Annotated in this window: 21 protein-coding genes; 10 read left to right on the top strand and 11 right to left on the bottom strand. The window is 42.3% G+C overall.

Annotated features, from left to right (window positions below; all coding sequences use genetic code 11):
- Positions 1–21: 21 nt before the first annotated feature.
- The gene (locus tag FD44_RS06440) at positions 22–855 is read right to left on the bottom strand and encodes an alpha/beta hydrolase (protein WP_010619418.1); all 834 of its coding nucleotides are present in this window, start codon (positions 853–855) and stop codon (positions 22–24) included.
- A gap of 157 nt (positions 856–1,012) precedes the next feature.
- Positions 1,013–1,282, bottom strand: coding sequence for a hypothetical protein (locus FD44_RS06435; protein ID WP_010619417.1), 270 nt, complete (start codon positions 1,280–1,282; stop codon positions 1,013–1,015).
- A gap of 127 nt (positions 1,283–1,409) precedes the next feature.
- Here FD44_RS06435 and FD44_RS06430 point away from each other — a divergent pair, with 127 nt between their 5' ends.
- A complete protein-coding gene (locus FD44_RS06430; RefSeq protein WP_010619416.1) occupies positions 1,410–3,785 on the top strand; it encodes an ATP-dependent DNA helicase in 2,376 nt (791 codons plus the stop codon).
- Positions 3,786–3,815: 30 nt separating this feature from the next.
- On the opposite strand, the gene FD44_RS06425 is transcribed toward FD44_RS06430, so the two are convergent.
- Positions 3,816–4,850 carry a lactonase family protein gene (locus FD44_RS06425; RefSeq protein ID WP_010619415.1) on the bottom strand — a complete coding sequence of 345 codons (1,035 nt, stop codon included), beginning with the start codon at positions 4,848–4,850 and terminating at the stop codon, positions 3,816–3,818.
- Between the two features lie 88 nt (positions 4,851–4,938).
- On the opposite strand from FD44_RS06425, the gene FD44_RS06420 reads away from it, so the two are divergent.
- From FD44_RS06420 to FD44_RS06410, 3 genes are all read left to right on the top strand, one after another.
- A complete protein-coding gene (locus FD44_RS06420) occupies positions 4,939–5,436 on the top strand; it encodes a hypothetical protein (protein ID WP_010619414.1) in 498 nt (165 codons plus the stop codon).
- 93 nt (positions 5,437–5,529) lie between these two features.
- Positions 5,530–5,982, top strand: a complete 453-nt coding sequence (locus tag FD44_RS06415; protein ID WP_010619413.1) for a Fur family transcriptional regulator — start codon at positions 5,530–5,532, stop codon at positions 5,980–5,982.
- A gap of 258 nt (positions 5,983–6,240) precedes the next feature.
- Positions 6,241–7,467, top strand: a complete 1,227-nt coding sequence (locus tag FD44_RS06410) for a peptidoglycan recognition protein family protein (protein ID WP_010619412.1) — start codon at positions 6,241–6,243, stop codon at positions 7,465–7,467.
- Positions 7,468–7,502: 35 nt separating this feature from the next.
- Here FD44_RS06410 and FD44_RS06405 read toward each other — a convergent pair whose 3' ends face one another.
- The 5 genes from FD44_RS06405 to FD44_RS06385 all read right to left on the bottom strand — a co-directional run bounded on the left by FD44_RS06405 (position 7,503) and on the right by FD44_RS06385 (position 12,459).
- A complete protein-coding gene (locus tag FD44_RS06405) occupies positions 7,503–8,288 on the bottom strand; it encodes a YibE/F family protein (RefSeq protein ID WP_010619411.1) in 786 nt (261 codons plus the stop codon).
- Positions 8,285–9,400: a YibE/F family protein gene (locus FD44_RS06400; RefSeq protein ID WP_010619410.1), complete on the bottom strand. Its 1,116-nt coding sequence runs from the start codon at positions 9,398–9,400 to the stop codon at positions 8,285–8,287. Before FD44_RS06400 ends, FD44_RS06405 begins: the two co-directional genes overlap by 4 nt.
- Before the next feature lie 343 nt (positions 9,401–9,743).
- Positions 9,744–10,178 carry a universal stress protein gene (locus FD44_RS06395; protein WP_010619408.1) on the bottom strand — a complete coding sequence of 145 codons (435 nt, stop codon included), beginning with the start codon at positions 10,176–10,178 and terminating at the stop codon, positions 9,744–9,746.
- Between the two features lie 71 nt (positions 10,179–10,249).
- Positions 10,250–11,845 carry an amidohydrolase gene (locus tag FD44_RS06390; RefSeq protein ID WP_010619407.1) on the bottom strand — a complete coding sequence of 532 codons (1,596 nt, stop codon included), beginning with the start codon at positions 11,843–11,845 and terminating at the stop codon, positions 10,250–10,252.
- A gap of 23 nt (positions 11,846–11,868) precedes the next feature.
- Complete coding sequence (locus FD44_RS06385; protein WP_010619406.1) at positions 11,869–12,459, bottom strand: PepSY domain-containing protein; 591 nt, start codon at positions 12,457–12,459, stop codon at positions 11,869–11,871.
- Positions 12,460–12,661: 202 nt separating this feature from the next.
- Between FD44_RS06385 and FD44_RS06380 the strand changes: the two genes are divergently transcribed.
- The 5 genes from FD44_RS06380 to FD44_RS06360 all read left to right on the top strand — a co-directional run bounded on the left by FD44_RS06380 (position 12,662) and on the right by FD44_RS06360 (position 18,047).
- Positions 12,662–12,910: a hypothetical protein gene (locus FD44_RS06380; RefSeq protein WP_010619405.1), complete on the top strand. Its 249-nt coding sequence runs from the start codon at positions 12,662–12,664 to the stop codon at positions 12,908–12,910.
- 155 nt (positions 12,911–13,065) lie between these two features.
- Positions 13,066–14,262, top strand: a complete 1,197-nt coding sequence (locus FD44_RS06375; RefSeq protein ID WP_010619404.1) for a quaternary amine ABC transporter ATP-binding protein — start codon at positions 13,066–13,068, stop codon at positions 14,260–14,262.
- Complete coding sequence (locus tag FD44_RS06370; protein WP_010619403.1) at positions 14,262–15,104, top strand: ABC transporter permease; 843 nt, start codon at positions 14,262–14,264, stop codon at positions 15,102–15,104. The genes FD44_RS06375 and FD44_RS06370 overlap by 1 nt, the downstream gene beginning before the upstream one ends.
- A 12-nt stretch (positions 15,105–15,116) precedes the next feature.
- Positions 15,117–16,022, top strand: coding sequence for a glycine betaine ABC transporter substrate-binding protein (locus tag FD44_RS06365; protein WP_010619402.1), 906 nt, complete (start codon positions 15,117–15,119; stop codon positions 16,020–16,022).
- A 93-nt stretch (positions 16,023–16,115) separates the two neighbouring features.
- Positions 16,116–18,047, top strand: a complete 1,932-nt coding sequence (locus tag FD44_RS06360) for a M13 family metallopeptidase (RefSeq protein ID WP_010619401.1) — start codon at positions 16,116–16,118, stop codon at positions 18,045–18,047.
- A gap of 54 nt (positions 18,048–18,101) precedes the next feature.
- Here the strand turns inward: FD44_RS06360 and FD44_RS06355 are convergent, their stop codons facing one another.
- From FD44_RS06355 to FD44_RS06345, 3 genes are all read right to left on the bottom strand, one after another.
- Positions 18,102–19,847: a phospho-sugar mutase gene (locus tag FD44_RS06355; RefSeq protein WP_010619400.1), complete on the bottom strand. Its 1,746-nt coding sequence runs from the start codon at positions 19,845–19,847 to the stop codon at positions 18,102–18,104.
- Between the two features lie 59 nt (positions 19,848–19,906).
- Positions 19,907–21,607, bottom strand: coding sequence for a phosphoenolpyruvate carboxykinase (ATP) (locus FD44_RS06350; protein ID WP_010619399.1), 1,701 nt, complete (start codon positions 21,605–21,607; stop codon positions 19,907–19,909).
- 286 nt (positions 21,608–21,893) lie between these two features.
- Positions 21,894–23,303: an MFS transporter gene (locus tag FD44_RS06345; protein ID WP_010619398.1), complete on the bottom strand. Its 1,410-nt coding sequence runs from the start codon at positions 23,301–23,303 to the stop codon at positions 21,894–21,896.
- Between the two features lie 197 nt (positions 23,304–23,500).
- Between FD44_RS06345 and FD44_RS10625 the strand changes: the two genes are divergently transcribed.
- Positions 23,501–23,671, top strand: coding sequence for a hypothetical protein (locus FD44_RS10625; RefSeq protein ID WP_010619397.1), 171 nt, complete (start codon positions 23,501–23,503; stop codon positions 23,669–23,671).
- Positions 23,672–23,747: the final 76 nt, after the last annotated feature.

The raw sequence follows: 23,747 nt of genomic DNA, 5'->3' as shown, positions 1-23,747 counted from the left end.
AGTTTTGTCCCAGCCACTTTTTTACCATAATGACTTATAAACGTAAGTCTGAACATTTGGTGAATGAGTCTGCTTTGAATGTGAGGCGTACGCACCCGTAAACTGTTTTTGTGCGTATGATTTAACCCGACCCTTAAGCAAATACTTTAACGATCCAGAAGATTGATTGCTGACAATCCCATCCGAATCCGTTCCATTTCTCAAATCACCATAGACATTGGCGATTTTTGCCGATTTTGGAAATTTGCTACGGTTCGTTAAATAATATTGATAATAGGAAAACATCTTTGTCGGCTTTCCAGCTGAACTGAGTTTAATCTGATTTGCCCGTTCACCTTGCCAACCAAGAACCCCATTAAACGGGCCGCCAACGGTTACCCAAGTCTTTAACTTAGGTGATCCCGTTTTGCTCCCATACCTTAACTCGTAGTTCATGAAATCATTGCTCCCCTTAGAGTGGGAAACAAAATTATATTTTGTAAAATGCTTCTTTGCGTTCACTTTTTTCATCACGGTGTTAATCCATCTAGAAGTTGTTTGAACGCTACCTTGTCGATTGTTCTTGAAGATGATGTGCACCATCGGATTTTTCGACGTCCACTTACCACTTAAAGAAACTTTACCAGAACTGCTAACCGTTGCGGTATAAGCCTTCTTAGCAATGCCCTTTTTCCCAGCATTTGAAATTGTATCATTAAACGTTTTAGCGGTTTCGCCCGCCCCATGTAGGAAAAAGGTTGGCGTACTGGACTTGCTATAGGCGCTTGCTTCACTTGATTGACTCGTTAATCCCAAAGCAGCTACTGCAAAAATCGATGCAACAGAAATCAGCATCCCCCTGATGCTTAACTTCATTGTGATCCCCCCTATTCAATTAAGTTCAATTTTAATGAACAACGTTAGTATATCGGGAGGACATTTTTTCGTCACTTTTTATGCTTGTGCACAATTTAAATTGAAGCAACTTAAATAGTGCCCAACAAAAAAATCGCCGCTAAAGGCGATTCTTTTTCTAATAGCACCAGCCGTGCTTCACAAATTCGGTATGCACGAGACTCAGCAATTTCTGTGCATCTTGCGTCCCATCAACCATAATTTGAAAGTGCGTTCCTTTATTTGCCATTAACTTATTCAGATCATCCTGAGATGTCACATCAAGTATTTCATTTCCTAATTTTAGTTGGACCGTTGACTCGTATCCCTTGATTATCGCTTTTAACCGGTTTGCCTCATCTTCAGGAAGCTCAGCCTTATGCAATAGTTGGACTCCTATGACTTTCATTTTATTCACCTCAAATAAATTGTAAACGATTTCATATCCTAGTGCAAGTTCCCTAATCACGCTGATTGAAGCTGTTCAGCTATACCAACATTAGTGTATAATTGCAACGAACTGAGGGGGTATGAAAATGACGGGAACACCAAAAATTGGGATACGTGAGCTGGTTGAATTTGTGCTACGATCAGGCAACTTGAACGCCTCAATGAACAGTCAAAATACAGCCTTAGAAGGTGCCAGAATTCACCGTCAACTACAAAGTCAGCGATCTGCAGATTATCAAAAAGAATTTACCCTTGAAAAGCTCGTTGATATGAACCACCATGACTTTCTCATTCATGGCCGTGCTGATGGTGTTGTACTTGATGCTGAACACCCTTTAATCGAAGAAATAAAGACTTCGGACATGCCATTTGAAGAGCTAAGCGAAAACACCTTCACCTTATATTGGGGACAAGTTAAGGTTTACGCCGCCATTTTAATGGCTGATGAAGACTTGCCCGAGCTAACCATTCAGTTGACTTATTTTCAGCGGTTGACTAAAAAAATCACCCAAACCGAAAAACAGATTACGCGTGCTGAGGCCGATGATTTTCTGAACGACTTAATCAAGGACTATGCTGAGTGGCTCCGTTTCAGAGAGGAACTTCATCAGCAACGTAACGATTCAATTACAAGTCTTCCCTTTCCATTTGGCCAATATCGCGTTGGCCAACATGAATTAGCGGCCGCCGCCTATAAGACCATCGTCTTAAACAAACACCTCTGGGTCGAAGCACCAACCGGGACTGGCAAAACCATCTCGACGCTATTCCCTAGCATTAAGGCCATGGGCGAAGATCGAATCAACCGCTTGTTCTATTTGACCGCCAAACAAAGTACCCGGCAAGTTGCAGAGGAAACTATCGCATTGCTGGCAGATAAGGGACTTCGCATTAAATCAATTACCCTCACGGCCAAGGACAAAATCACATTTGAAGATGAGGTTGGCCTCCAACCAGAAGAAAATCCTTACATGATTGGTTATTATGACCGCTTGAAACCGGCAATTAAGGATTTACTGACCAACGAGGACCTAATAACTCGCCAAATAATTGAGACTTACGCAAAAAAGCACAAGTTGGATCCGTTTGAATTTTCCTTAGATGTTAGCTTATTTTGTGATGTCATTGTTTGCGATTATAATTATCTGTTTGATCCGCAGGTGTTTTTACAACGATTCTTTGCCATTGACCACGATGATGACAACTTTTTCCTAATTGACGAAGCGCATAATCTGGTCAGTCGTTCCCGCGATATGTATTCGGCAGAGATTACATCCGATCCCCTGCTCAAACTAATTGATCAGTATAAACAAAATCCAGATTTGGCTGACGCCCCACGCAAACATTTGCAGAAATTAAACAAAGCATTTCGCAAATTCAGCAAACCACTGCGCGACAGTGGTGATCCTAGCAGTATTTTCTCGGAAGAAGTTACCGACTTCAACAAGGCCATTCGGAAACTCACCGACTACCTGCATGACTGGCTGGTCACTCAACCTAAATCTGATATGATTGATGCAACCCTTGACTACTACTTTTCGTGCTTAAGTTATTTAAAAATTAGTGACTACTACGATGATACCTATCGAACCAAGATTTCATTAGACGAACGGGACGATCACCGGATTAGCTTTAAGCAAATTTGCTTAGATCCCAGCGCTTTTTTACAAGAATCACTCAATAAAGGGCACGGTGCCATTCTCTTTTCTGCAACCCTTTCACCGCTCGACTACTATCAGCGCGTTTTAGGTGGAGACGAGGATAGCCTTTGCTATCAACTTAAATCTCCTTTTCCACCCCAGAATCAGCGAATTTTAATTACGCAATACATCCAAACGACTTACCGCCAACGCCAGGCAAGTTTAGGTAACATCATTGAAAGCATTCATTCGTTAGTAGCCGGAAAAACTGGTAACTACCTTATTTTCATGCCTTCTTATCGGTACCTGGACTCTGTTAGTTCGGCCTTTCATACCAAATATCCTGATATCAAAATTAACATCCAGAACCCACAAATGACGGAGCCCTCTCGGCAAGCTTTCGTGGATCAATTTAAAGATAATCCTGCCGAGTCCCTAGTTGGTTTTGCCATTCTAGGTGGCATCTTTTCTGAAGGGATTGATTTGAAAGCCAATCGCCTCATTGGGGTTGGCATTGTGAGTGTTGGCCTGCCCGGCATAAGTGATGAGAATGACTTACTGAAGGACTACTTTGACCAACAGGACCAAAACGGGTTTGCCTTTGCCTACCAACTTCCAGGATTAAACAACGTCTTCCAAGCAGCGGGGCGTCTCATTCGCGGAAGCCATGATGCGGGCATTATTCTGTTGATGGATCAGCGTTTCGGTGCTTCTCGCTACACGCACCTTTTTCCGTCCCATTGGCAAAATTACCAGCGGGTTTTTCAGCCTCAACAGTTAGAGCAGGAAATTACGACATTTTGGAAAAAACTCAAAAAATAAGACCAGCTAAAAATTTAGCTGGTCTCTTTTTTATTCAGTTGCCACACACACACCTTCTGGAACAACAAAGTCCTTCTGGCAAACTGTTAACTTACCAGTTTGTGCATCGCGTTCATATAGCGTCGCATTATTCGTATTCTGATTAACAACAATCAAGAACCGCTCATCCGCATTGAAATTGAAATCCCTTGGGAAATCACCCTCAGTCGAGATATTCTCAAGCAACGTTAACCGTCCCGCAGAATCAATTGCAAAAACGGCAATTGAATTCAATCCACGGTTTGAAACGTAGAGAAATTTATGATCACTCGATAGTCGAATGGCTGCCGCACCGTTATGAGCCGTCCAATCAGCAGGAATTGTTTTCTTAGTTTCCACCAAATCAAATTTGCCAGTTGCTTGGTCGTACTGCAAAACTGAAACGTTACTGCTTAACTCGCCAACTAGGTAAGCTAACCCTCTCGATTCATCAAAAACGATGTGCCGAGGACCAAATCCAGGTTCACAGTTAAACTGAGCTGCTTCACTCAATTGGTCATTGTGCCAGTCATACGTTGTCACCGTATCATTGCCTAAGTCGCAGACCACGATTCGGCCTTCTGGAGTTCGTTCCGCAATGTGTGGATGGGCCCCATCTTGCTGCTCAGGTCGAGGACCATTACCGGTATGCTTTACTTCATCCAATAATTCAAGCTTACCCTCGTTCACAATTTTGAAAACGGAAATAATGCCCGTATGGTAGTTTGCGGTGTAAACAAGTTGGCGATCTTCGTCAACCGTTACATAGGCAGGGGATGACCCAGGTGATAGCACCTTTTGGAGTAGCTTTGCTGGACGAACGTTTGCATCATAGACCATTAGCCCACCCGTTGTTTCGTCACCATTACTTTCCTTATCAATTGCATATAGAATTCCTGCCTTTGATAACGTCACGTAGGTTGGACTACCAGCCTCGGCCACAAAAGTTAAGTTCTTCAGTTTCTTGTTGTCCGTATCTAACTCAATTTCATAGACACCTTTACTTGTTTGCTTCGTATAAGTTCCAATTAGAAATTTTTCAACCATCAGAATGCCTCCTAATTAATTACTGAACTAGTATAGCACAACCCCTTTTGTGCTAGACTAGACTCAATAAAATTAAAGGAGCAATATCGTGATCTCATTTGAAAAATTACACCCCTTACTCACCGAACATTATCGGCTTGACTGGCTCACTCAATTTAAGCTGGTCGACATTATTTCACTTTTAAATCCAGGGCTTGCCAATCCAGATCCGGTGGACGCTGCCAAATTGGTTAACGAGATGATGAGCAAAATCATGAGAAGCCAAGCCATTTCCTGGGGAATTCAGGATCAGACAACGAAATCGCTAATTGGCATGACCACAATTTCAAATTTTGAGAAAAGCCAAGCAACGATTGAGCTCTCCTTACAGGAAAACGTCATTGAAAGTTTTAACTACGCTGAACTACTCGACTATCTCTTTCAACTATTGGGTCAGCATCTGCAAATCACCCAGCTGATAATCAGCCTAGAAACCAATTCCAGCGGGATCATCCACCAGCTTCAAGCCCTACCGACTAACAAATTTTTCATTGCCACAAAATCAGCGCAGCTCACTATTTCGAGTCAAACTCACTTTCAGGCTTAGAAATTTCAGCCTACTTATTGGAATTATTCTAAAAAAGGTGCTTTAATAAGAGCGACGGATTCATCACATTTAAAATAGAAAGGAGCCACCTCAATGGTTGAAGCAACCTTAGATAAAGCAATTAATCGCCTCAAGGATCAGCATATCCGAATAACGCCCCAACGAAAAACCATTTTAAATTACCTCATCACTCACCATAATCACCCAACTGTGGAAACCCTGTTTTCAGACTTATCCGCAGAACAGTCTAACCTCAGCATGGCAACTATCTACAACACTTTAAATCTTTTGGTATCCGTTGGCATTGTCATCGAACTATCAAATGAAACCGCCGGAATTCGGTACGACTATTTTGGTCGCCCCCATTTCCACGCCATTTGTGACAATTGCGGTAAAATTACCGATGTCTTTTACGACAATTTCCCCAAGATTCAATCCGAATTAAAACAAGTCGCAAATGAGCAAACCGGTTACCAAATCAGCACTGCTCGCGTAGAAGTTCACGGATTATGCCCTGATTGTCAAAAATTACAACGACGCAATTAAAGGCTGAAAACGCCTTTTTTATTTGCCGTTTAATTAAAATACACGTTGCTGTCACTTATGTTACCTAGTTTTAATAAGATTGAAAAATAGGCTGAAATCCTTTATGGCAGCTATTTTAGGCGCTATAATATTACAAAGTCGGGAACTGTTTAAAGTTGTTATTCAGGCGTTTTCAAGCTATATTGGTAACTGGATAAATGATTTCGGTACATACAATAATAATGCATTTGATAACTTACGAATTGAGGGATGAACATAATGAAAAAGAGTCGCGTATTACTATCTGCTTTGGTAGCAGTTGCTTCCGTTAGTATTTTAGGCGTTAGCACCGCAAACGCCAGCACATCAAAAGTAAATGATTATATCAGTAGCCAAGGAATCAAACCAGTTGGCGTCACTAAGAGCATCTGGAGTGGTTTTCCTAAGAACGCTTATCGTAAGGGAACTGGGAAACCTGAAGGCGTTGTCGTTCATGAAACTGCTAATGCAAGTTCCACAATCTACAACGAAATTGCGTATATGAAGAAGAACTACAACAACGCATTCGTTCACTCATTTGTTGATGCAAGTCACGTCATCAATATTGCCAACACAAACTACCTAGCTTGGGGAGTTGGCTACCCTGGTAACGCTCGTTTTGTTCAGTTTGAACAGGTCGAAGTTCACAGTAAGTCAGCCTTTGCTAAGGAAATTTCAAACGCCGCTAATTACACGGCAACCTTGCTTAAGCAATACAATTTGAAACCAAACGATGCCGCCTATGATGGCAAAGGAACTGTTTGGTCACATAGCTCCGTTTCTAAGAATCTTGGTGGCTCAAGTCACACCGATCCCGTTGGTTATTACTCAACAACAGGTAAGAAGTACTTCGGCCAAGCTTACACAATGGCTCAGTTCTACACGCTAGTTAAGGCTTACTACAACAGTGGTAGCTCAAGTGCAACTTCAGCAGCTACACCACTAGATAAAGTAAGTTACTACAGTGGTGATGGCAACGAAAATGCTAAATTATCAAGCTCATACAAGTCATATAAACTCTATAACCACGTTAAGGGTGCGAATGCTAACCAAAGTACGTACAGCTGGTCATCCGTTTCTGCTAAAACTGGTAAGAAAGTTTACCTTGATATGCGTGGTGTCAAAGCAAAATCAAATACAACATGGTATCGAGTTCGCTTCTCAAAATCAAGTACTGCTAAGAAGTACTGGGTCTACAAGAGTGCTTTAACATTCTTAAACGTCAGTTATAAAGACGCTACTGGAACAAAAACAGTGAAGAGCAATAGTACTTACGCAACTCACAACCACGTTTACAATTCTTCATACTTATCTAAAGAAATTGGTTCTACTAAGGACCTACAAGGTCAAACCCTTACTATCAACCAACAGGGTGACAAGACGGATCCAGATGGTACAATCTCTACCTACTACAGAGCAACTGTAAATGGTAAAAGCGTTTGGATTTATAGCGGTGCATTTGAATAAGCAAAAAAGCAGGAAATTTTAAATTTCCTGCTTTTTTATTTGTCTAAATCTGAAAATGGTAAATTTCGCTTGCGGCGATAATCAACTTCGTGTTTCATCACGAAAGCCGTTAAAGGAACCGTTACGATGACGCCAATCATAGAAAATAGAATCATCAAAATTTCTGAAACGAAAACCTTGTCATTCAATATTTCGCCAAACGTGTACCCCACTCCCGAAAACCAGATAAATAGCGCTAGAAAGCCACCAAAGAATCCAAAGAACAGTGTATTAAACGTGGTCCCAATGATCTGTTTTCCAATCGTCATGCCATCCCTAAACAACTGTTTCGATGCAATTTGATCATGCTGACTGAGAATCTCAGTTAGTCCTGCTGCAATTGCCATCGCCGCCTCCGCGATTGCGCCAAGCGTACTTATAATTGCCGTGACCATTGAAATATTCAATAGATTAATGCCGATTAGCAGCGACATCCCCTCCAAATCTTCACTATCTTCCTGTCCAAAGCCTTGCACTTGAGCAATATGAATAATCGGTACAATTAAGAGGACCAACACAACCAACACGATAACCGACGTGAAGAAAGCGGTTTGACTCGTTAAATCATCTCCCCCACCCATAAAGATGGTTAACGCGAGAACAATTACGCCCGCAACTAAAGTCACGATTAGTGGTGGAAAATGAAACGCAATCATGACTACCGAAAAGAATAGCACACAGAAGTTAAAGAGCAGACTCAGAAATGACTGCGCGCCTTGCTTTCCGCCCACAATCACCATCAATATTAACAAAACGAGGCCTAATGCTGTAATTGTTGTCACATCGATTTCCTCCTCAATGCCAAACTAGCAAACCAGCTAGCTAGTGGAACTGATAACACAATTCCAATTCCACTAATCAGGCTTTGAATCATTCCCAACGACATGTTCATCGAAAATGTATAGCCCCAAGCATTTCCATTTTTCAAATACAAAAGTGTCATCGGAATCGTTTCTGCCATAAAAATAAAAAATAGTACATTAATTAAGGGGCCCATAATCGTCTTGCCAATTTGGCGACCGGATAGAAAAATTTGTTTTTGTGAAATATCAGGCCGTTCCTGCTTAAGCGTAAATAGCGACGATACAATGTCGGTCGATTCATCCATGACCGCTCCCAATGACCCCAGCAAACATTCCGCCAAAAAGAGGGGCTTTGGTAGTTGCGTGACGTACTGCATGGATTCATAGTACATCCCCTTGTCATGAGTGAGGGCAAACACAGATAAGGCAATCCCAATTGAAATAAACGTTCCCCCAATTGTCGCCAGCATTGTCACCAGCATTTGCCGATTAAAGCCAATCACTATCCAAAGGGTTACAAACGCAAATAAGAGCGTTAGAAGGCCAAAAATGAGCAATACTTTAGCTCCCTGCGTGGAACTATTCAGTTTGACGGCCCAAAAGAATAAAATTGAGTTAATGGCCACACTGAAAAACGCCATTAATCCGCTGAACATCATGATACCAAGTAGCAAACAGATGGTCATCCAAAAGGCCAAAGCCAGTTGAAAGTCCCGTTTAAAATCTCGAATTGTCCCATTTAACTTGTTCCCGTGGTGATGAATGATGAGGAAAACATCATTATTTTTAAAATATTGTTTATCAGAGGCACCTGACATGGAAAAAGTATTACTGAGCCTCACTTTTTGATTTTTGTATGGCCCATTTCTAATTTTTCCAACAAGTTTCTGAGATGTTTCAGTATCCTGATTTTCGAATTCATCTTTTTGTTTTTCCGGTTTACCATTTTTAACACTCGTGATGGTCGCGACCGGATCGTGGTACAGTGGATAATCGTATTTAACGCCAATGACGAGTAGCAGTCCAACCGCGATGATTGCAACAATAACGGGGATCGGCCACTGATGTGCCACCATTCTTTTACGTAACATATTTTCATCTCTATCCGATAGATTCTTTCAATCATTTTACCATTTTTCGACGGCAATCATTCGGTACTTCAGAAACCTTTAAATTATGACTTGATTTTTACCCCGTTTTTGCTGTAAAATACGTTGTTGGTTACTATCAATAAAGCGAGGGTTAATAATTATGAGAAAAGCACATCCAAATGGCGTCCAAGGCCGTCGTCCAATCTCAGCAAAAAATGCTGACAAGCGTCAAAAAGAAATTTCTGACTTACAACGATGGTTAAAGAACCAAAAGTAAACCATATAAAAAAGGTCTGACTTTTATAGTCAGGCCTTTTTTGTTTGCTTATTTTTAACAAAACTACTAGTTTGGCTCGTTAACAACCATGACGTTAGTTGATGAGTGGGAAATAACATAGGCAGTCGTTGATCCCATGATTGCTCGGTTCAATCCGTGCACACCTGATTTACCAATAACGGTCAAAGTTGTGCCATATGTTTCAGGCAAGGAATCTGCAATTGCTTGCTTTGGAATTCCAACGACAAAGTGCGTTTCAACATTTACACCAGCACTCTTTACCTTGGTCTCTGCAGCCGAAAGAATTTTTTCTGCATCCTCACGCATGTGTTCAATGATGTCTTGACCAAAAATTGCCCCATATTGGGTATAACTCTGATCATTTGCCACTGAAACTAGAACTAATGTTGAAGAAAAATGTTTGGCCAAATCGATTGCTTCCGATAGTGCAGCTGATGCATTTTCACTACCATCCAATGGTACTAATAATTTTTCATACATAAAAATCCCTCCAGACTTTTTGAAACCTCTTTCTCCTCTTATTCTACACCGAAAGCGATTACAGAACTAACTTAACGCCCTCTTGAATAAATGAGCTGTCCATCCATCCAGGTCTGGTCTACTTGTGTTTTCCCGATTTCTGCTGGTTTCACGCTAAATAAATCTTGATCTAAAACGATAAAATCGGCCTTCTTGCCGGGCGCCAGTGTCCCAAGTTCATGAAATCCAGCAATTGGTGCTGCCAAACTCGTGTACCTTCGAATGGCTTCACCAACTGAAATGGCTTCCTCAGGATTGACTAGCTCGCCTCCTGATGCCTTTCGATTCACCGCCGCCTGAATGGCAACAAACGGACTGTCCGGCTTTTCCCATGGCGTACAAGGGGCATCGGAGCTTAACGCAACCTCAGCACCACTCGCAACCATGGACTTAATTCGGTAGCACTCGTTAAATTGTTCCGCCGAAAGAAAATTTCGATAGGAATCATACTCAGCAAAATAGAAGATTGGCTGCGTCACCAATGCATAGTTCATCTCAGCAGTTTTGATTTCATCCAGCATGTCATCCGTCAGCATTGTTGCATGCTCAATTCTGACTGAGGGGCGTCCATCTTTGAGCCAAGGAGTAATTGACCTAGTTGCATCAAGCACTCTTTGAACGGCAGCGTCACCCATCGCATGAATGGCAACTTGTAGTTGGTGTGCTTTTGCAAAATCAATTGCCGTCAAAATATCAGCAGTAGTTGCTTCCGCCACCCCAAAGTTGGTTGGGTCACTTGGATAAGCCTTCTTGACCCATGCCGTTTCACCTGAGATACTCCCGTCAATAAAGAGCTTTAGTCCTCCAATCCGCAACTTGCCAGCTTCCAGTTCACTTGCAAAATGAGCCAGCCCGTTTTCCTTCACTTCGTCCCAAACATAGTAGATAGCGGCTTCCGGCTTGAAGCCTTTTTTGATGGCATCTTCATACAGGTTCAAACTATCGTACGGCTTTAGTCTGCCCATCATCTCGCCAATCGCGATGATGCCATTTTCCAAATAATGCGATGAGCTATTTAATAGATTGGTAACATCCGTTTGATAGCTCTGTTGGGACTTAACTTGAATCATTAGTTGGGTCGCAGGAACCTCTTTTAGGTAGCCATTAGGCGTTCCATTTTCAAATTTACCAATTTCACCGTTTTCTGGATTAGGCGTTTCACTCGTAATTCCAGCTAGTTCTAACGCCTTTGAATTGACGACACTTGAATGACAGTCTGAACGATAAACGAAAACTGGTTGCGTCGTCGAGACTTGATCCAAGTCATGAACCGTCGGCGTCCGATGCTCCGCCAATTTGGTCTCATCGAATCCCCACCCTTCAATCCAAACGTCAGCAGACTTACCAGCTGATGCTGAATGCTTTAGGGCTTGAATCATATCCTGGATGCTCGTCACGTTTGGCGGCGTACAAGCGACTCCGTGTAAGGCATCCGCAATGTACTTTGGGTGCGTGTGAATATCCAAGATGCCAGGCAAAACTAATTTTCCGTGAAGATCCACGACTTCTTGATCAGTCGAAATCGAATTACCAATTTTGGAAATCTTTCCATCGTTAACTTCCATAGAAGATTCAAAGTCGTGATCCGACTTACCCGTAAAAATTCGTCCATTTGTAAAAACCGTCAAAATGATCGCCCCATTATTAATTATTAATCGTCTGTTTGTAATTGTTGCGTGACTTTTCCAGAAGTTGCATCAATACCAATTTCTTTATTAACGTCGCCGGTGTCAAACTTAAGCTCATAGATTAAGTTTCCGATGTCCGCCTTTTCTAAATTATACTCAATCAGCGTCCCTTTAGCATCCGCATTTCGTGCTTTCTTGACCGCTGCGTTAACCGACAAAATGTCAGAAATATCAAAACCATCCGCTTTTGCTTCCGCCTTATCATCGTTTTCCAGCTGTTCACTGTCGTTACTAGTGACCTTGCCCGACTTTGCGTTAATCTTTGTCTCCAGTTCCTTGGTTGCCGTCACTGAATTAATTTCGTACACAAACCCGCCGGCATCATTTTTTAATTCAATGCCCGTCAGTTTGGCATCAGAATTTTCTGACTTCATCTTATTAACGGCGTCCGTCATTGTGAGCGGTACTTTTTGTGCATTTGAGCTTGTGGCGACTTTGGTGCTTGACCTACTGCTTGAACTCGACTCAGTGCTTGACTGGTTACTACCCGACTGGCCACAGCCAGTCAGTAAAATTCCCAGCAGTCCAATTGTTGCAATTAGTGGTGTTTTCATTTTGGAAACCTCCTTAACTAGTTACACCACAATTAAAACATATTTCATTTAGCAAACGCTATCAATTACTTTTTCGCTGATAGTCAAAAATTCTTTTGACCGTCAAATCAAGCCCCAAATGAGTTCAAAAAAAGTCAACGTTGAATTAAAGTATTTCGCATTTATAATAGATAATATTGAGTCGAACGGAGGAGCTATAACCATGAAAAATATGTTGGAAAACGCCGAATTAACGGCGATTGAAGCCTATCAGAACAATCAAGTTATCGAGGTCGATTATCAAGAGAACGCAGTGACAGCGAAGCTTACCGGATTAGTCAATTTTGTTTCTGACCACGACTACTTTTACTTAACCCGTCATGGCAAGGTCACCCAGATTCATTTCCAAGACGTTCTCAATATCGATATATTGCATAAAAAATGGTGGCAACTCCAATTACAAACAGTGTAGATAGAAGACTCGACCCTCGTCAGAGCCTTTTTTTGTACAAACGACTATAATAGTCCTTTGACGGCACAAAGATGAGGTCATTTGACTTTTACGACCGTTATCTGGGATACTTATATCTATTGTTCTTTATTTTGAACAAAAGGAGGAGGATGCAAATGACTGTTAAAGTCGAAGTGAAACAACTAACTAAAATTTTCGGCAAACGAATCCCTAAAGCACAGGAATTACTTAAAGCTAACAAATCTAAAGCCGAAATTTTGGAAGCAACTGGGGCAACCATTGGTGTTGACCAAGCCAACTTCAAAGTGAATTCAGGCGAAATATTTGTCATCATGGGCCTTTCCGGTAGTGGAAAATCAACCCTAATCAGAATGATTAATCGATTAATCGAACCTACAGACGGATCCATTTTAATTGATGGCGAAGACCTCATGTCTCTTGATAAAAAAGCGTTACTCGAGGTTCGGCGGAAGAAAATGAGCATGGTGTTCCAAAACTTTGCCCTATTCCCCAATCGAACAATTTTGGAAAACACCGGTTACGGCCTTGAAGTTCAGGGAATTGATAAATCCGTCAGAGATCAAAAATCTCACGACGCCCTTGAGCTTGTTGGTCTCCATGGCTACGACAACGAACTTCCCCAACAACTTTCTGGTGGAATGCAACAACGAGTTGGGCTTGCCAGAGCATTGGCCAACGATGCTGAAATCCTACTAATGGATGAAGCTTTCTCAGCTTTGGACCCCTTAAATCGAAAAGACATGCAAGATGAGCTCTTGGATTTACAAGAAAAAATGCACAAGACCATCATCTTCATTAGTCATGATTTGAACGAGGCCCTCCGAATTGGGGATCGCATCATGATTATGCGTGACGGGGTTGTCGTTCAAACTGGGACTCCTGAAGAAATTCTGACCCATCCGGCTAACCACTACGTTGAACGATTCATTGAAGACGTTGATCGAACAAAACTGTTAACGGCTGCAAACGTTATGATTCGGCCAAACACAGTGAACATCGATAAAGATGGTCCCAGAATTGCGATTCGCCGAATGCGGGATAATGATATTTCATCAATCTACGTGGTTGATAATAATCGCAAATTCGTTGGTTTTGCCGATGCAGATGACGTTATCAAGTTAATTCAGGAAAACAATCCGGACTTAAGTTCCGTTATTCAAACCAACGTTCCCGAAACTTCCGCAAAAACGCCAGTTAAGGAACTAATTGATAAAATTTCAACAACCCCGATTCCATTTGCAGTTCTAGATGACGAACGGCGATTGGTCGGAATTATCGTTCGGGGTGCCGTTCTAGGTGCGATCGCAGGAAATGAGGTGACTGACCAATGATGAGCTTAATTTCAAAAATTCCTTTGGCGGAATGGATTAACGAATTCGTCAAATGGCTCACTCAATTCACCGGCTTCTTTAATGGGATTACGACTGGTATTGGCGCCGTTGTGGATCTATTCCAATGGTTCTTTGATTTATTGCCTCAATGGCTGTTTATCATTTTGATTATTGGAATCACTTACTGGGCAACTCGTAAGGAACGCAAGTGGACGCTACTGGTCTTTGAATTCCTAGGGCTCCTCTTAATTTGGAACCTTGGTTTCTGGCGTGATATGACGCAGACTTTAACTTTAGTCTTAACGTCAAGTTTGATTGCCATTATCATTGGCATTCCACTTGGGATTTTAATGGCCAAAAGCAAAACATTTGAAACAATCATGAAACCGATTCTTGATCTAATGCAGACAATGCCGGCCTTCGTCTATTTGATTCCCGCCGTTGCGTTCTTTGGAATCGGAATGGTACCAGGTGTGATTGCCTCCGTTATTTTCGCAATGCCACCAACAGTTCGAATGACCAATTTGGGAATTCGCCAAGTCCCAGCAGACTTAATTGAAGCTGCTGATTCATACGGATCCACAAGTTGGCAAAAATTAGTCAAGGTTCAATTGCCGTTAGCAAAATCAACGTTAATGGCCGGCGTTAACCAAAGTATGATGCTCGCCCTTTCAATGGTTGTTATTGCTTCCATGATTGGGGCAATGGGTCTTGGAACCCAAGTCTACTTTGCCGTTGGTCGAAATGATGCTGGTTCCGGGTTTACTTCTGGACTTGCCATCGTTATTTTAGCCATTATTTTGGACCGAATGACGCAAGCCTTCAACAAGAAAAAGCATTAGGGGGGAGTAATTATGTCAAAATTGAAACGTCTCCTTCTACTAGGCTTCATTGCTTTGCTTATCGTACCGTTGGCAGCGTGCCAATCTTCAACTGCTGCCTATAATCCTAAACAAAAATTAGGTCCACAAATCAACTACACGATTACGGGAATTGATGCGGGTGCCGGAATCATGGGTGGCGCGCAATCAGCCCTTTCCGCTTATCATTTGCAAAAGGACAATTGGCAACTTCAAACTAGTTCGACTGCCGCAATGACTAGTACGTTAGATAAGGCAATTAAGTATAAACAGCCTATCGTCATTACCGGTTGGCAACCCCACTGGATGTTTACTAAGTACCCAATTAAATTTCTAAAGGATCCAAAGCACGTCTTTGGTAAGGCTGAAAACATTCACACTATTACGCGGGTTGGTTTGAAAAAAGATAACCCTGCCGTTTACAAGTTCCTAACTCAGTTCCACTGGAACGCAACGCAAATGTCCCAGATTATGCTAAAAGTTAATGCCGGTGAGGCGCCTTCCAAGGCAGCCAAAGCCTACATCCAGGCTCATCCAGCGCAAGTCAAACAGTGGCTTTCTGGTGTTAAGGCCGGCCATGGAAAAGCTGTGAAGTTTACGTACGTTGCTTGGGATTCAGAAATTGCTTCAACTAATTTAGTTAAACAATTACTGGAGTCTAAGGGCTACAAGGTCACAATCCAGCCGATGGAAGCTGAAACAATGTGGGCATCAATTGCCACGAACGCAGCAGATGCATCCGTTTCTGCTTGGCTACCAACCACTTCTGGTCGTTATGCTAAACAGTACAAAGGTCAATTCGTGGACGTTCGAGCAAACCTCCACGGTGCCAAAACTGGGTTGGCGGTGCCAAAGTACATGAAGAATATCAATTCAATTTCAGATTTGGTAAACAAATAGGTTTCATGGAGCACTCAACGCTGACTGTTGAGTGCTCTTTTTTTCATTCAAAGTGTATAATGAATAATTAAATAATCAATGGAGGTCTTGTGTATGACTCAAACTAACAATGATCAACTTAATACATCACTACTAAAAGATGATTTTTACGATGCCATCAATGGTGGCTGGATTGAAAATGCAGAGATTCCCGCTGACCACTCCTCAACTGGTGGCTTCATGGATCTTGCCGACAATATCGAAAAGATCTTGATGACCGACTTTGCCAAGTTGCGAGACGGCAAAATGGCACCAGAAAATCCTCAGATGGCTGAATTTAAAAAATTCTACCAAATGACCAGCAATTTTGAGCGCCGGGATAAGGCTGGTGCAGCCCCCCTCAAACCATACTTACAGCGAATTGAAGATCTAACTAGTTACGCCGATTTGAACGCGCAACTAGTCGATTGGATTATTACGGGACTTCCCCTTCCATTCGACATTGATGTTGATTCAGATATGAAAAATTCAACGATTTACGCATTATTTGCCGGCGGACCACGACTTTTCCTCCCCGACAAAACCTATTACGAAGACGGCAATGAAGCTGCTAAGAAACTGATGCCCCTCTTCAGCGAAATGACTGAATCTTTACTTCGGATGGCTGACTATCCCGAAGCAGACGCCCATCAAATTGTGGAACAAGCTAAGGACTTTGACCGTCAAATAGCCCCTCACGTAAAGTCCGCCGAAGAATCTGCTGACTACAGTAAAATGTACAATCCTAAGGACATTGATACCTTTGGCAAATACACTGATAAGCTTGACCTCGTTGCAGCCGTCAAGGAGCTAGTTAACGGAGAGCCTAAGCAAATTATTTTGCCAGAGCCTGCCTACTTTGAAGCACTCAGTTCACTATTAACTGATGATAACTTCGAAAAAATTAAGAGCTGGATGCTCGTTAAGACCGTTGATGGACTGGCCAGTTACCTTTCTGAGGACTTCCGCCAAACTGGTAGCCAGTATGGTCGTGCACTTTCTGGTCGAAAAGAAGCCCGCAGCAAAGAAAAAGCTGCTTACTACCTCGCCTCCGGAATTTACGATCAAGTGGTTGGTGACTATTACGGTCACAAATACTTTGGCGAAAAGGCTAAGCAAGACGTCCACGACATGGTTGTCAAAATGGTCAACGTTTATAAGAACCGGTTGCAAAACAACGACTGGCTTAGTGCTTCAACTCGTGAAAAGGCCGTCTTAAAGCTTGATAAGCTTGGAATTCAGGTTGGTTATCCGGATAAAATCGACTCACTTTATGATAAGTTTAAGGTCACTGAACCCGCTGATGGTGGTACATTGCTGGGAAATATTATGACCTTTACTCAAATTCAAACCAAGGATCAATTTAGCAAGTGGAACAAACCCGTCGACCGGACGCGCTGGGAAATGAGTGCTAACACAGTCAACGCTTATTACCATCCATTCCACAACATCATCGTCTTTCCGGCTGCTATTTTACAGGCACCCTTCTACAGTCTGGAACAATCATCCAGTCAAAACTTTGGTGGAATTGGTGCCGTTATCGCGCATGAAATTTCTCATGCATTTGATAACAACGGTTCCCTGTTCGATGAGTTTGGTAATATGAACAACTGGTGGACGGATGAAGACCACGAACACTTTAAGGGGTTAGCCGAGAACATGGTTAACGAATTTGAGGGAATTCCTTTCTCAGGTCAAAAGGTAAATGGCCGCTTAACCGTTTCCGAAAATATTGCGGATGCCGGCGGACTCAGTTGCGCGCTCGAAGCTGCAAAAAGTGAAGATGATGTTGATCTAGAAGCATTCTTCATTAACTGGGGAACCATTTGGCGCATGAAGGCTACGACGGAGTACATGCAATTGCTGTTATCAATTGATGTCCACGCGCCAGCAAAGCTTCGTGCAAATGTTCAAGTCCAAAATTTGGATGACTTCTTCAAAACGTTTAACGTGACTGAAAACGATCAAATGTACAAGAAACCAGTTGATCGCGTTAAAATTTGGTAATTTAGAAATAACAAAGGGGCAATGACTTTTACAGTCATTGCCCCTTTGTTGTCACTATTTAATTGTTTGCTCTATCCCACTAATCCACTGCTTTAAGCTAGTTTCGTAGTTGGCAAGCTTAGCATCTGCATCAGCCTGGTTTTCGCCATTTGTACCAATATATAGCTTAATCTTCGGTTCAGTTCCTGAAGGACGCACGGCAATCCAAGTACCATCTTCCAGCCAGTACTTCAATACATCGGCTTTAGGAAGTGTTAGTGCAGTTTCAGAACCATCTGCACTAACTTGTACCCCCTTGAGGATATCGTCCACTGACTGGACGTTAACCCCTGCAAATGAGGTTGGTTGCTGCTCATGAACTTTAGTCATGATTTTCTTCATAATCGTTTGGCCCTTAACGCCATCGTACTCCTGAGCAATCGTCTTCTCCGCGTAGAAACCATACTTTTGGTAGAGTTTTTGGATGCCATCATATAGGGTCAGCCCTTGTTGCTTATAGTAAGCAGCAACTTCTGCCAATAACAACGTTGATTGAATCGCATCCTTATCACGAACAAACGGTTTGATAAGGTAACCATAGCTTTCTTCAAATCCAAATAAGAACGTCTTATCCTTCTTATCTTCAGCAGATTTAATTTGTTCAGCGATGTACTTGAAGCCAGTTAGTACATCAATCATTTCGACGCCGTAATCATTGGCAATCTTAGTTGCTAATTCGGTTGAGACAATTGACTTAACAACCATGCCATTTGCTGGTAAATCGCCAGCCTGTTTGTGGGCTTCCAAAATATAGGCTAGAAGGACCGACGCAATCTGATTCCCCGTCATCAATTGGTACTCGCCGTCAGGTTGACGCACGGCGGCTCCTAAGCGATCAGCATCGGGATCGGTTGCAACCAGCAAGTCAGCATGTTCTTCCTTGCCCAGCTGAATAGCCATATCAAACGCTTGTGAAAATTCCGGATTAGGATACGGCGTTGTTGGAAATTCAGGATCAGCGATTGCTTGCTTTGCCACCATCTTAAATTGACGGAAGCCAGCGTTCGTTAAAGCGCGTTGGCCAATGACCCGGCCAGTTCCATGTAAGGGTGTGTAGACTAATTTCATCTGACTGCCAACCGACTCAATTAAGTCGTGGTTGATTGTCACTGATGCAACATTTTCCAAGTAAGGTTCATCGACATCTTCGCCAATGATGTGCATCAAATTAGTCTGACGCAACACCTGTTCGCTTGACACTTTTTCAGAAAATAAATCAGTCACAGAATTAATTTGATCGACAATTTTTTCGAGGGCATCCGGCGCCATTTGACCGCCGTCTTCACCATAAAGCTTGTAGCCATTGTATTGCTTAGGATTATGACTTGCGGTAATCATGACCCCAGCAAACGTGTGCAAATAGCGCACTGCAAAAGAAAGTTCTGGTGTTGGTCGAATATCATCAAAGACGTAGCTTGGAATACCGTGAGCACCCAAAACCTTTGCCACCCGATGCGCAAATTCACGAGAATGGTACCGTGAATCAAACCCAACGGCAACTCCGCGCTTTTTATCAGCGGCGGATAAAGTATCCATAAACCGGGCGAGGCCCTCAGTTGCTGCACCCACCGTATAAATGTTCATGAGACCGATTCCGGCACCCATAACTCCCCGCATCCCGGCAGTACCAAAGGACATAGGTGCTTCAAAGGCGTCTTTTAGGGCTTCTTCGTCACCCTTCATTTCGCCTAATTCGGCGCGTAATTCCGGTTGCAAATGGGGCTGACGTTTCCACTCTTGATAATTTTCATTCCAACTCATTTATATTTACTCCTCTTGGTTAATCCATAAACTTCATAAACTAGTGTATCGCATTTTAATTATGAATTCATCAAAACATTCAGCAGTTCCTGGGCAGATTCATTCAAACTATCCTTTGACTTATCGTTGCCTAAATGCGTGTAAATTTCCCCAACGTACACCTTGTCGTCATAAAGTTTGTCGAATACTTTTTCAATGATTGGTCGAGTCTTCGCTTCCTCTTGGACGGGGCCGAATGGGTTCGCAAAGAACGTCGTTGTCATCCCAACTTCATCGGTTGTGCCAAGTGCGCGACGTTTTCCAGAAATAAAGGTCTCCTCAGCTTCAGCCTTATCATCAAATTGATGCAATCCAATTTGGTCAGAATAGTTGTTGGCGTACACCCACATGTCGATTTCATGATGCTGAATGATTCGTTCGTATGCGTTGGCAGGAATAATCACTCGCGCATTTTTTCGTTCAGGGTTTAAATAAACGCCCCGATCCATATTGTTGAAGGCAACCGCACTGCTCAAATCATCCAATCGAACAAAGGCTCCCGTTTCGGTTCCCTGCGCGTAAAGCCCAGGTTCGCCATCGGTCAACGTAAAGCTGCCCATGTCATCAAAAATGGTTTCCATTGACACAATTTTATCATCAGCAATTTCTTGTAATGCTTCAATTGACTCAGATTTCCCGGCACCAGAATCGCCGAAGAAGACGACTGTTTTCGTCTTACCATTTGAAAAACTGATGCGGACCATTGACCCATGAATTGGCAGCTTCCCCTTATCAATCATGTGCAAATTATGCAGGGTTAGGCACATCTTCTTCATGTACCCAAAGTAGGTCGTCTTATCGTTATATGGCACTTCTCCAACCCAAATATCGTTCGCTTCATCATGATAATAATGACTGACGTCGCCTTCTGTTTCAGCTAGACCAAACAGTAAAATCAAATCTGGCTTTTGTCCCTCAATGCTCTTCCGGTCCGCTACTTCAAACAAGTTGGCAAGGGAAAGGCCACTGACAAAATAATCGCGGTGGAAGTAAATGTAGGCTAAACTTTCGCCAATTTTAGCAGGGAAACAATACCATTCTTCACGACTACCTTCAAATTTGGTAATTGGATTGTCTGAAACCTCTGAAAAGACGCCTTCACGTTTGTTGCTTTTAGTGTGCATCATCATTGGTGGACGCAGCATCAACGTATCCAGGAATCGAACAGATTGTAATTTTTCATAGCTCTTGGGAGCTGGCCATTTGATTGTTTGGGTTAATACACACGCATTCGTCCCGGCATTAACTTGGCGGTACGTTTTATTTAAGTGACCCTGTAATTTTTCTTCAATTGTTCGGTAAAGTTCAATAACAAGCTCATTAAACCGGTTATCAATCGTCATAAATTCGCTGGCAACGACATCATTGTCGTGCAAATTGATTGTGGAAACTCTCAAAAATGAACGATAAAAAGAGTAGAGATCTTCGATACTTGCGAGGATCTCCTGTCGGTTAAATGTCGCAAAAGCGCCTTCTTCATCCAAAACAATGGATTTAAGCGTCTTGAGATAAGTCTCAGTACCCGCTTTTTCAAAGGTCGTATTGCTATCAACCTGTTTGCGACTAGCTAAAAATTGAGAAACAACAGAACGTAACTCGTCACTATTGATGAGTTCAAAAATATTTTTGATGTATTTTTTGTTGTAATCAAGGACCGCAACCTTTCGATTCTGATTCAAATATAGTGCACCACTTGTGATTGCTTGCGTTTCTTTCGTCATTCCACTGTCTCTCCTTTATGCGTTACTTAAAGGCTATTTTAGCCTATCTGTTTCATTTGCGATACCGCTTTTATGAATCATTTAATAAAAAAGGGGCCGGGACAAAACAAATGTTTTGTCCCGGCCCCTTTACTATTTCCGAATATTCTTGCTTAGTCGGGTTCCAAAAGGCTGCTTTCTCCGCCTAGCTACGATCAACAAACAATCCCAAGTGCAGGATTATTCGTTAATCTAGGCTATGCTCAAAAGCAAACCGCCTTTTGTCTCACCCTCACGTGCTTACCTATTAATTTGCGACCTTTTTATGAGTATTCTTCAGCATCAACGCAATCAACAAGCCAACTACTTCGATCGCGAAAAATGTGATGAACACCGCATGGAATCCTGATAGGGTCGCCAGTGCGTGCGTCATTCCCAAGTGGAAGTGACTTGCGGTACTATTTGCTAAAATGAGCGTGGCCACCATTACGCCAGTTGATCCTAGAATCTGTCGCGTTGTTGTGATGACGGCGGTCCCGTGAGAAATCAGGTCATCAGGAAGTGAATTCGCGCCCAACGTCACTGCGGGCATCATGACAAAGGCATTGCCACCCTCGATTAAAGCAGCCAGCAGAATCATCGCTAGGAGGGAACTTTGCTGATGCTGTAGGCTAAGAATTCCCCAGCCAATCACAATCATGACCATTCCAATCAGCATGACCGTCTTGAAACCAATTTTGTCGGCTAGTTTGCCCGTAATCGGGTTTAGAATACTCAGAAAAATAGCACCTGGAACCAGTGCCATCCCCGAAATGAACGGCGAGACCCCGAGAACATTTTGATAATAAAGGGGAAAAATAATTGTCACCACAATTAGTGCAATATAGGAAGCCCCGGTTAATAAGACCGCCAAGTCAAAGTTAAACGTTTTTAAAACGTTGAGGTTGAGCAGTGGTGTTTCCAAATGAAATTGTCGCACAACAAACCAGGTAACCGCCAAAATGCTAATGATTAAAATTATCCAAGCTAACGGCCAGTTGACGCCCTTTTGCCCAACTAAATTAATAACGTATAAAATACCAATGAATCCGACTAGGCAAATAACCGAAATCAGATCTAACTTTGTTGTTTTAAGCGGCATCACACTCTTGATGAAAAAGAGTGCCAAAATAATAATGATCGTAATAATGACCATGAATACCAGGAAGAGCCCCCGCCAGGTCATGAACTTCAGCACGATTCCGGAAATAATCGGTCCAACTGCCAAAGCAGATCCCATGACCAGTCCGGCGGCGCCCATAACGGATCCTCGTTGGCCTTCTGGCGTAATCCGGAGCAAGACAATTTGGAAAGATGGAAACAAAATGCCAACCCCAATTGCCTCTAGTGCTCTTCCTAACAGCATAATCGGGAAGCTTGGTGCTAGGTAGATAATGAGCGTTCCCACGTCAAAGAAAATAAGCACCATGAGATAAATTGATTTGAACTTCATGTTGCTCAGTAACCAAGGACTAATTGGCATCATGACGCACATAATCAGCATAAATCCCGTAGTCAGCCATTGGACTGATGAAGCTGGAATTGAAAAAAACTTCATTAATAATGGATAGGCTGTTGAAAGCGATGACTGACTAATCGACATTGTGAACGTCCCTGCCAGTAACGTGATGATAAATAGCAAACGATTATAATCTTGATTCTTAGTATCTGATTGCAAGTTTCTGATCCCCCATCAGTTTAGAATTATTCTAGTGTACTCAAACTAATCATAGTCGTTTCAGTAATAATTGTAAAACCTAATTGATAAAATTTGCTTTAACTCACAAAAGTCGCTTTTCCTAAAGTTTATTCCTTAAATGCGCTATAATGAATCTAGGTAGTAATTAGTTATTTTACGAAATTGAGGTGAACGACGTGGATCTAGTAAGTTATCTAAAGGACCAAATCGAATTTTTAAGTGAACAATTTAAAGATGCAAAAAATGACCAAAACGAAACAATGGCCTACTTGGTTGAGTCGCGACTTGATGAAGCTAAGAAAATTATGACCGCTGTGAATAAGGGCCAAATTGATCGATTAAGCTAAAATTAAAAGAGCTTCCGGCAAATGTCGGAAGCTCTTTTTTGACCTATTTAATCTGGTTCTATACTTTTTCCTGTTG

It is taken from the genome of Secundilactobacillus malefermentans DSM 5705 = KCTC 3548 (assembly GCF_001436395.1).
Lineage (GTDB): Bacteria > Bacillota > Bacilli > Lactobacillales > Lactobacillaceae > Secundilactobacillus > Secundilactobacillus malefermentans.
The sequence above is the reverse complement of the archived record's forward strand: the minus strand, read 5'-3'. Positions and strand labels throughout refer to the sequence as shown.